We start from the raw sequence: 8,594 nt of genomic DNA, 5'->3' as shown, positions 1-8,594 counted from the left end.
TCTGTATTGAAGAAGATGATGACTTGCTCATTGTTTCTTTGAAACTCTTTCGAGTTTCTCTCATTGGCTGTCCTTGTTGTTTAGTTTTCAAAGACCATGGTTAGGAATTAGTTTCTTAGTAAACTTATGCTTCTTCGCGTCTACAACTTCTAGTATTTATTTGACGACGCTTAGATATAATAGCATTTTTAATGTTTACTGTCAACTGGTTAATTCCGTTTATTGTGTCGTTATATTGTGTTTGCACGTCGACCAGCGACGTTTAATAATATACCACATTTACTACAAAATCGTCAACCCCTCCTCATGGGGTTTTATTGAATATTAAGAGTCTCTTACCTGCCTTGTCCCCACGGTTAGTAATTTGCAGATTGGAAATTATCCAAGTGGCAGGCAAATTATGAGTTGGACCACTTTCTTCAACGTCATTAATATTACTACATGGGCTTGGGTACTCTAGTTGCTATTCGATACTCTTTGTTTTACACTGTACTCATCTAAATTGATTATCAGAAAGGAGTCTTAACGATGTCGGATGATATGAACCAATTTTTAGTCCATAAAACTTGGGCTGTGGTTGGCGTATCTAATAACCAGGAAAAATTTGGTTATAAAGTGTACGCTAAACTAAAAAATGCTGGTTACTCGGTTTATGCAATTAATCCCGGGCTTGAAAGTATCGACGGAGATCCTTGCTATTCCTCCTTAGCCACATTACCGTCGAAACCTGATGCCGTAAGTGTTGTCGTTCCACCCAAAATTACCGAACAAGTCATCAGAGATTGCATCGATCTTGGAATCACCAGGGTATGGATGCAACCCGGTAGTGAAAACGACGAGGCTATTCGTAATGGCAAAGAACACGGGATCACAGTAATTCATAATCAGTGCGTGTTGCTCCATACATGAGTAGATTAATGGATTAGTGAACTATAAGCTTACAAAGTAAGCATATAGCAAAAACCGCACCTGACGGTGCGGTTATAATTTCATATGGAGCGGGTGATGAGAATCGAACTCACGTAGCTAGCTTGGAAGGCTAGTGCTCTACCATTGAGCTACACCCGCGCGTTTTGGTAGCAGGGGGGGGATTCGAACCCTCGGATGAGCGGGTATGAACCGCTTGCCTTAGACCGACTTGGCTACCCTGCCATGGCTCCCCGAGTAGGACTCGAACCTACAACCTACCGGTTAACAGCCGGTTGCTCCACCATTGAGCTATCGAGGAATATATGCTGGCGGAGAAGGAGGGATTTGAACCCTCGCGGCAGTTACCCACCCTAACGGTTTAGCAAACCGTCCTCTTCAGCCACTTGAGTACTTCTCCAAATCCTTTAAAGTTGGTGCGGAAGACGGGACTTGAACCCGTACGGTGTTACCCACACGCCCCTCAAGCGTGCGCGTCTGCCAATTTCGCCACTCCCGCATTTGCTGGAGCCATTGACCGGGATTGAACCGGTGACCTTATCCTTACCAAGGATACGCTCTACCAACTGAGCTACAACGGCAATTTGTTTAATTTTTTGGTGCGCTCGGAGGGATTCGAACCCCCGGCCTTCTGATTCGTAGTCAGACGCTCTATCCAGCTGGGCTACGAGCGCGTTTTTTGGAGCGGGTGACGAGATTCGGACTCGCGACTTTCACCTTGGCAAGGTGACACTCTACCACTGAGTTACACCCGCAAATTGCTTGGTGGGCCATCCGCGACTCGAACGCGGGACACCCTGATTAAAAGTCAGGTGCTCTAGCCGACTGAGCTAATGGCCCGTTTTGGCTGGGGTGGGAGGATTCGAACCTACGAATGCCAGAGTCAAAGTCTGGTGCCTTACCGCTTGGCGACACCCCAATTTATATATTAAGTCTAAGCATTTGCCTAGATCCCAATACCTTGGTTGCGGGAGCCGGATTTGAACCGACGACCTTCGGGTTATGAGCCCGACGAGCTACCGCTGCTCCATCCCGCGACAATTTGTAATACTTGAGGTCCTCTAAACCTCTCCGTTCATCTACCAGACTAGCTTTTCTATCACCCTATTGGAAATAATTCCAAAGTTCATTTCTCAGTGTTAGAATTGGTGGGCAGGGATGGATTCGAACCATCGTACCTCGCGGAACAGATTTACAGTCTGTCGCCTTTAACCACTCGGCCACCTACCCATTAAGCTTCTAGGCATGAATTATAATGGCGACCCCGATCGGATTTGAACCGACGATCTCCTGCGTGACAGGCAGGCATGTTAACCGCTACACCACGGGGCCATAATTTCTGGTGGGCGATGACAGGGTCGAACTGCCGACATCCTGCTTGTAAGGCAGGCGCTCTACCAACTGAGCTAATCGCCCATTTATTCTGTTTGGTGACCCGTACGGGATTCGAACCCGTGTAACCGCCGTGAAAGGGCGGTGTCTTAGACCGCTTGACCAACGGGCCACGTTTTGAGAACTTTTTTAGTATAGCCCAACATCCCCAAAATGTCAACTCATTTCCTCAAACTTTTTTTAATTATTTACAATGGAACAATATAGAGTATTTTTTTGCCCTTTACAAATACTAACTGACAGTAATTGATGGTAAGGAGGTGCATCCGGTTTATCCGGATAGTATGAAGCAAAGTAAACTTTGGCGTAATGTGATCGCTGCTTTGATTATCACTATTGCAGCAGGTTATCTCTTCTCGATGTGGAGCACATCCAACAAGGGAGATCAAGCTACCCTTTCCTTTGCAGGAAATGGAGGAAGTTGTCTCACCTGCCATAATCGAACTACACCTGGTGTCGTTAAACAATACGGCGAAAGCAAGCATGCGGCAAGTAAGGTTGCATGTATCGATTGCCACCGAGGTGAACCTGGTGGCAAACTCACGGTGAATCATTATGAAAACAATATCGTCCTACGACCTACACCTCAAAATTGTTCCAAGTGCCATCCCACTCAAACTACACAATTCGATCATAGCCGTCATGGCGCGCCAGCATGGTATGCTCAAACAGGTGCATCCGCTTTTACTGATGAACAACTAAAGCGCTACGGGCTTTCATCTACAGGAAAATATAATGACCTTTATCATATGGAAGGCCCAGAAATCACTAAGATGGCTTGTGAAGTATGCCATAGTATCGGAAAGCCCAATGCCGACGGAACCTTTGGAGACTGTGCAAAATGCCACGCGGGACACACCTTTTCCAAGGCACAAGTTCGCAAACCCGAAATCTGTGGATCTTGCCACCTTGGTCCAGACCACCCCATGAAGGAAATTTACGAGGAGTCCATCCACGGTACGATCTATGCCAATAAAGGAGCCACTTGGGATTGGAATGCTCCTGCTGGCACATTATCTAGTAAGAACTTCGATGCCCCTACCTGCGCAATCTGTCATATGTCTTCATTCGGCGCTGCTCAAGGGACCCATGATGTCGGTCAACGCCTCAGTTGGAAACTGACCCCTGCCCAGGCAGAAAAGCGCGTAAATTGGGAGACACATCGTGTTAACATGCAAACGGTCTGTTTAGAGTGCCATGCTAAGACAACCATACAAACGATGTATGATAATGCGGATAAAGTTGTGTTAAAAGGAAATGAGAACGTTGCGACCGCGCAGACAATCATCAAAAAACTAAAAGATGACGGGCTAATTCCCGCCGCTCCCTTTTCGAGTTCGATTGATTTTAAAGGGTTCGAGATTTGGCACCATGAGGGACGACGCTCGCGGTTTGGTGCATTTATGAACGGTCCCGATTATGTTCAGTGGCATGGATTCTATGAACAGTTAATTGACCTCACTGAGCTTAAGGAGAAAGATGCCGAGCTTCGTAGCAAAGGGGTAACAGCTACAACATCAGCACAGGACACCAGTAAATCAACGAAAATAGAAGGTCGCTAAAAGGAGAGTCTTGAACTATGAAATCCTCAATTACGGGGTGTTTTTCCTACCAATGGTTGACAAAACGGCCCCTAAATATCCCTATAGCCAAAACGAGGCTAATTCTGTTCTTTCTTTGTATTAACTACCTTATTGTTTTTCTCGATGTCCTCATTGCACACGCGCTGAATCGCTTCTATCCACTCTATGAATGGATACCTATTATTTTTTCCCCTATTGCTGCGCTCTCCGCCCTGTTGTTGTTATTGAAACCCAAACCAGGTTGGACTCAGTTCCTTAATATTGCTATCAACTTTATCGGTGTTATTACGGGGATTGTGGGCTTTGGGTTTCACCTCCAAGGTGCCTCTGCTGGAAATGTAGTATCTTTTTCCGGCTTAACTAGCGGAAATCCTGTCTTTGCTCCGCTAGCGTTTGTGGCTCTGGGATGCATCGGTTTGTTGACATCCTTAGATGATCATCCAAAATCCAGAAGCTATAACTTAACCCAAAAGACACGTTGGCTCCTCCTTGCAACTGCTTTTTGGTTTCTTGTGACGGGTCTGGTCGCCTATTTTGATCACGCTCGAACAGGCTTTAGCAATATCTATACTTGGGTTCCCTTTTACGTGGGGATCTTTGCTGCTGCAATCTTGTTTTTTCAAGCTTACAGCTATCCGGACCATGGTCTATCACTTCTTCTAGGTATAACGCTGGTTCTTAGCTTTATGGTTGGATTATTAGGCTTCGCCTTCCATCTAAGTGCCGATTTAGCTGGCCGCGGTAGCATCATTTGGTCAAGAGTGTTTTACCAAGCTCCGGGCCTTGCTCCCCTCTTATTTTGTGATTTGGGAGTTTGGGGTGCTCTAGTCTTTTTAGATCCTTTAAACGATGAAACACCTTCATCAGAACCCGATGTCAAAGTGTCTAAAAACTGAATTTTATTAAATCCAATTCCAGGTTAAGATTATTAAAACCCTTCTGTCATTGCAATCAGAAGGGTTTTAATTGTCATACAAACAATCGTATACCTGGTGGACTACAGTTCTTTTATAACTCGATAATATTTTCGTATGATCAAATTCAACTTGTCAATAATAACATTTGATATTTCGATTTCTAACCGCTTCTATGATCCCTTGTACAATTGTTTGTTCCAATACTTAGAGTTCTTGAGAAAAAAATAACTCCGTCCAAAGACAGAGCTATTTTTCGTATAGTTACTATTCATACTTCTTATTCATATATTTTTTTCGTAGGTAGCTAGAATAACAAACTGCCAAAGGATTATGACCTAAGCTGCGGTCTTTAACTGCGTAAGTGGTGACAGGTGCCTCGGAGTACTTATTAAATAACATGTCATGTCCAACGCATAAGCCCACTGCCAAGTTAAGTTCGGTATTATCATTATTAAGAACTTTTGCTTGGAGAATTGGGTCGCAAACAATTTCGACCTTATCTTCTTTCACTTTTGGTATTTCATAATCCTCTTTTTTTAGCCCGCCGATTTTGCAACAAGTAGAGTATACCTCAAAATGCTGAGATAAAATTTTCTCCAGAACTTCAGCTTCGTCAGCTAAGCCTATACAGAAAGCCATACCAATCTTCTTATAACCCATTCTCTTGGCAAACATAATCACTTCATCCAGGCGGCTAAGATTGTTGCCATGTTCCGCTTGGAAACAACCACTTAGTCGGTGAAAGGGTTTGTTTGAGTCTTCATAACATTCTTCTAAAGTGTATTTTCCCCCAGTGCAATCGAACCCATCTTTGTCGCACATGTTTTTGGTCTTCATTTTACAAGATGCACACTTCATTTCGAGAACCCCCCATTTTACATAAGCTGAAAATTAGGCTTAACAATATAGAATTTGGATTAGATATTAACGTTAACTAACAGTAACACATACTTCAGACCAATGTAGAACAAGAGAATAGCAAGGAACATTTTCATATAACGAGCATTGATATATTTCGACACTCGGGCTGCTACTACAGTACCAATGGCGACGCCCACTAATTCAAAGGCTAGGAACTTAACATCTACGAGACTGCCCATGGAAATATAATTTAAAATACTGGTTGAAGATGATACCAATATAGAAAGGACGGACGTCCCAGCCACAATGTACATTGGTAATCCCATCACACTGGTCATAAAAGGAACCAGTAAAAATCCACCGCCAACCCCAAGGGATGCAGAGATAATTGCTACTATTAGCCCTGTAATAAAAACTGTAATAGCATTATACTTGAACTCTTGACCGGCAAAGGTAAAGGTATTTTGGACGCCAATTCTACTGAAGTTAACACCGATCTCCTTAATTTCACTCATTTTGCCTGAGGCCTTGAGTTCCTTAACTTTTGCAGCAAAAAGGTTATTTGCAGCCTTTACTTCTTTTTGGCCATTCATGAATTTTGCTGTGCACTCATAGGCAATACGTAACGAAATTCCTAAGGTGAAGATACCAAAGTAAGGTTGGAACGTTTTCATTTCTTTTAATAAGGAGGACGAAAGAGTAGAACCTATCATAGCTCCAACGATACCACCCAAGCCCAAAGCTACTGCGGTAGGTACAACAATTCGCTTCTCTCGGAGATATAAAGGAGTACCAACGATAGGGCTAACTAGTGTCAAGATCTGATTCATAGGCTTAACCATATTTGCTTTTTTAAGTCCGAAAATACTCATATGGCCTACACCGGCCAAAATACCACCCGCAGCTCCTACTGATGTGAAAACATAACCTACAAAGATTCCCCAAAGAATCAGACCAATTGGGCTGGCGTCTACACCTGCCATTGAAAAATGCATAATACTCTTCCTCCATTATAATTTATTTATTACAGATGACCTAGATAAAAAAGTAAGTCCCAATTTAGATAATCCAGACCTTATTGGGTTTACAAGTAATTGTCCAACATTAAAAATTAGGTACAGAAGTAAATAAGCTCCAAGTATATTAAACTGCCAGTTTACAACTGGTACTGTAACCACTTGCCATTTTAGGCTGATAACCCAAATTATAAGTACATGGGGAACTAATTTGTAGACTGAATCTACCACGACTGCTGATAAATAATCAAAAAATACTTCTTTCAGTTCCGTTTGAAGAGACTTGTAAGCTGCAGCGTTCCCAATTTCTAATGCAACATTCGAAAGATCGTCTAATTCTAGATATTTCTCTTTTATTTGTTGTATTTTCCCTTTGTGAGGGTTTTTAATAAATTTGACTAATTCGTAAAATTTTCCCAAACGTAACCAACCGCCTCGCTTTAAACATTTTGATAATCTAAACAGCCTAGGCTTAGTTCGCTATTGTGCCTCCTTTCACATTTATTAATATATATAACGGATACTAATATCAGTTATATTAATACCCCACACCAATAAGATAACAGATATTTACTTAACTGAATGTCACTATCGTGACCTTTATTATGTCATCTGCAATACATAACTTGTGTCTTCTAAATGACATCTATAAATTATGGTTAGTCTCTATTGAGAATAATTAAGCATTCATAGATAAAAAAGAGACTAGCATCTCATGCCAGCCCCTCTAAACAATCCATTTCTTTAGCTTATCTGTGTCAAGAATATACATTTCTCGCTCTTCTATGGCTATACTGCTTTCCTGTTTAAATATATTCAGCAAGGATGTCACGGTTTGTCTTGACGTTCCAATCATACAAGCTATCTCTTCATGCGTTAGACGCAAGGTTATTTTCGTACCTGTTTCTGTTTCTATGCCGGTACGTTCAGACATTTTAAGAAGTAACATAGCCAATCTTCCTGGAACCTGCCAGGAAACCATTTCTTGTATAATAGCCTCCGCTTCTCTCATTCTCACTCCTAAAGTTGTTGCAACTTTAAGTGCGATGGTCGGATGTTGTGCCATTAATTCCTCAAATTGTGATTTACGGACAACTATAAGAGTAGAGTCGTTAATCGCTCCTGCAAAACAAGTACGTTCGCCATGATACAAGGTTTCAGCCAAACCCATTAACTGCCCCGGGCTCCTCATACTCCCAACAGTCACCTTACGGCCATCCATAGTAATACGATATATCTTCACAAAACCTTCTTCAATTAAATATACCCGGTCAGCTGTGTCACCAGCAGAAAATACAATTTGTCCTTTAGGATAATGGACCGCTATACCATATTCCCTGACAACATTCTTTTCAGATTCATCCAACGCTAATGCATCGTAATTTATTATTTCCATCCTAAGAGATCCCTCCGTACAACAGTTTATCACAAGTTGTATAAAACATACTACGTTTATATTTGGGTGATTGCAGCAAAAGAAACGAGAATCGTTTTTGATGAATACCCCTTCTGACAGGAATAAGTAGTAATTATTAACTTGTATACAACGAGAGAACCCACATTTGATACAGCTTCTCTCGTTCCTACTAGGTGTAGGAATATTAGAGATAGTCCTTTTTACAGTTACCTGCGATAACCAACGTTCCCAGGGGCCTGCGCCCAAAGTATTCTTGGCCCTGAAACGAAAGGCGAATGAGCCTTTCGCCACATTGCGACTTATGACGCACTCTCCGGCAGTGTGGACCCGAAGGGGTGGAACCCCGACCCCATAGACGTTTTAATGCTTGAAAATCGTTCGTTCTAACACAAAAAGACTACCTCGTTAGAGATAGTCTTTTTGCTGGTTTACCTGGCGATGACCTACGTTCCCAGGGGCCTGCGCCCCAAGTATTCTTGGC

7 protein-coding genes and 15 tRNA genes are annotated in these 8,594 nt (G+C 42.5%); 3 read left to right on the top strand and 19 right to left on the bottom strand.

The features are described 5' to 3' along the window. Window positions 1–528: 528 nt before the first annotated feature. Window positions 529–909: a CoA-binding protein gene (locus E4K68_RS20170; RefSeq protein WP_135380867.1), complete on the top strand. Its 381-nt coding sequence runs from the start codon at window positions 529–531 to the stop codon at window positions 907–909. An 85-nt stretch (window positions 910–994) separates the two neighbouring features. Here E4K68_RS20170 and E4K68_RS20165 read toward each other — a convergent pair. The 15 genes from E4K68_RS20165 to E4K68_RS20095 form a co-directional block, all read right to left on the bottom strand. Beyond that, window positions 995–1,068 (bottom strand) — tRNA-Gly (locus E4K68_RS20165). 6 nt (window positions 1,069–1,074) lie between these two features. Then, window positions 1,075–1,152: transfer RNA gene (locus E4K68_RS20160), tRNA-Ile, on the bottom strand. 1 nt (window position 1,153) lies between these two features. Next, window positions 1,154–1,228, bottom strand: a tRNA-Asn gene (locus E4K68_RS20155). A gap of 8 nt (window positions 1,229–1,236) precedes the next feature. Next, a tRNA-Ser gene (locus E4K68_RS20150) sits at window positions 1,237–1,327 on the bottom strand. 14 nt (window positions 1,328–1,341) lie between these two features. Beyond that, window positions 1,342–1,426, bottom strand: a tRNA-Leu gene (locus tag E4K68_RS20145). Between the two features lie 6 nt (window positions 1,427–1,432). Further along, window positions 1,433–1,508: transfer RNA gene (locus tag E4K68_RS20140), tRNA-Thr, on the bottom strand. Window positions 1,509–1,524: 16 nt separating this feature from the next. After that, window positions 1,525–1,601 (bottom strand) — tRNA-Arg (locus E4K68_RS20135). A gap of 6 nt (window positions 1,602–1,607) precedes the next feature. Further along, window positions 1,608–1,682, bottom strand: a tRNA-Gly gene (locus E4K68_RS20130). A gap of 8 nt (window positions 1,683–1,690) precedes the next feature. Further along, window positions 1,691–1,767, bottom strand: a tRNA-Lys gene (locus E4K68_RS20125). A 4-nt stretch (window positions 1,768–1,771) separates the two neighbouring features. Continuing rightward, window positions 1,772–1,846 (bottom strand) — tRNA-Gln (locus tag E4K68_RS20120). 43 nt (window positions 1,847–1,889) lie between these two features. Continuing rightward, window positions 1,890–1,964: transfer RNA gene (locus E4K68_RS20115), tRNA-Met, on the bottom strand. Window positions 1,965–2,073: 109 nt separating this feature from the next. Continuing rightward, window positions 2,074–2,157: transfer RNA gene (locus E4K68_RS20110), tRNA-Tyr, on the bottom strand. A 26-nt stretch (window positions 2,158–2,183) separates the two neighbouring features. Then, window positions 2,184–2,259, bottom strand: a tRNA-Asp gene (locus tag E4K68_RS20105). A gap of 8 nt (window positions 2,260–2,267) precedes the next feature. After that, window positions 2,268–2,343: transfer RNA gene (locus E4K68_RS20100), tRNA-Val, on the bottom strand. Between the two features lie 12 nt (window positions 2,344–2,355). Beyond that, a tRNA-Glu gene (locus tag E4K68_RS20095) sits at window positions 2,356–2,431 on the bottom strand. A gap of 172 nt (window positions 2,432–2,603) precedes the next feature. Between E4K68_RS20095 and E4K68_RS20090 the strand changes: the two genes are divergently transcribed. Beyond that, window positions 2,604–3,881: a multiheme c-type cytochrome gene (locus tag E4K68_RS20090; RefSeq protein WP_135380865.1), complete on the top strand. Its 1,278-nt coding sequence runs from the start codon at window positions 2,604–2,606 to the stop codon at window positions 3,879–3,881. Window positions 3,882–3,898: 17 nt separating this feature from the next. Next, window positions 3,899–4,798 carry a hypothetical protein gene (locus E4K68_RS20085; protein ID WP_135380863.1) on the top strand — a complete coding sequence of 300 codons (900 nt, stop codon included), beginning with the start codon at window positions 3,899–3,901 and terminating at the stop codon, window positions 4,796–4,798. Window positions 4,799–5,083: 285 nt separating this feature from the next. On the opposite strand, the gene E4K68_RS20080 is transcribed toward E4K68_RS20085, so the two are convergent. The 4 genes from E4K68_RS20080 to E4K68_RS20065 all read right to left on the bottom strand — a co-directional run bounded on the left by E4K68_RS20080 (window position 5,084) and on the right by E4K68_RS20065 (window position 8,092). Beyond that, entirely contained in the window at window positions 5,084–5,677 is a 594-nt protein-coding gene (locus E4K68_RS20080; RefSeq protein ID WP_135380862.1) for a DUF1847 domain-containing protein, read from the bottom strand. A 59-nt stretch (window positions 5,678–5,736) separates the two neighbouring features. Next, the gene (locus E4K68_RS20075; protein ID WP_135380861.1) at window positions 5,737–6,675 is read right to left on the bottom strand and encodes a sulfite exporter TauE/SafE family protein; all 939 of its coding nucleotides are present in this window, start codon (window positions 6,673–6,675) and stop codon (window positions 5,737–5,739) included. A 15-nt stretch (window positions 6,676–6,690) separates the two neighbouring features. Next, entirely contained in the window at window positions 6,691–7,116 is a 426-nt protein-coding gene (locus tag E4K68_RS20070) for a hypothetical protein (RefSeq protein ID WP_135380859.1), read from the bottom strand. Window positions 7,117–7,423: 307 nt separating this feature from the next. Further along, window positions 7,424–8,092, bottom strand: coding sequence for a Crp/Fnr family transcriptional regulator (locus E4K68_RS20065; protein ID WP_135380857.1), 669 nt, complete (start codon window positions 8,090–8,092; stop codon window positions 7,424–7,426). Window positions 8,093–8,594: the final 502 nt, after the last annotated feature.

It is taken from the genome of Desulfosporosinus sp. Sb-LF, assembly GCF_004766055.1.
Taxonomy (GTDB): Bacteria; Bacillota; Desulfitobacteriia; order Desulfitobacteriales; family Desulfitobacteriaceae; genus Desulfosporosinus.
This window is presented reverse-complemented; position numbering and strand designations above follow the sequence as displayed.

What these genes read in the sequence shown, in the direction of transcription:
- E4K68_RS20170 (WP_135380867.1), top strand. Translation starts at nt 529, where the DNA reads ATGTCGGATGATATGAACCAATTTTTAGTCCATAAAACTTGGGCTGTG.
- E4K68_RS20090 (WP_135380865.1), top strand. Translation starts at nt 2,604, where the DNA reads ATGAAGCAAAGTAAACTTTGGCGTAATGTGATCGCTGCTTTGATTATC.
- E4K68_RS20085 (WP_135380863.1), top strand. Translation starts at nt 3,899, where the DNA reads ATGAAATCCTCAATTACGGGGTGTTTTTCCTACCAATGGTTGACAAAA.
- E4K68_RS20080 (WP_135380862.1), bottom strand. Translation starts at nt 5,677, where the DNA reads ATGAAGTGTGCATCTTGTAAAATGAAGACCAAAAACATGTGCGACAAA.
- E4K68_RS20075 (WP_135380861.1), bottom strand. Translation starts at nt 6,675, where the DNA reads ATGCATTTTTCAATGGCAGGTGTAGACGCCAGCCCAATTGGTCTGATT.
- E4K68_RS20065 (WP_135380857.1), bottom strand. Translation starts at nt 8,092, where the DNA reads ATGGAAATAATAAATTACGATGCATTAGCGTTGGATGAATCTGAAAAG.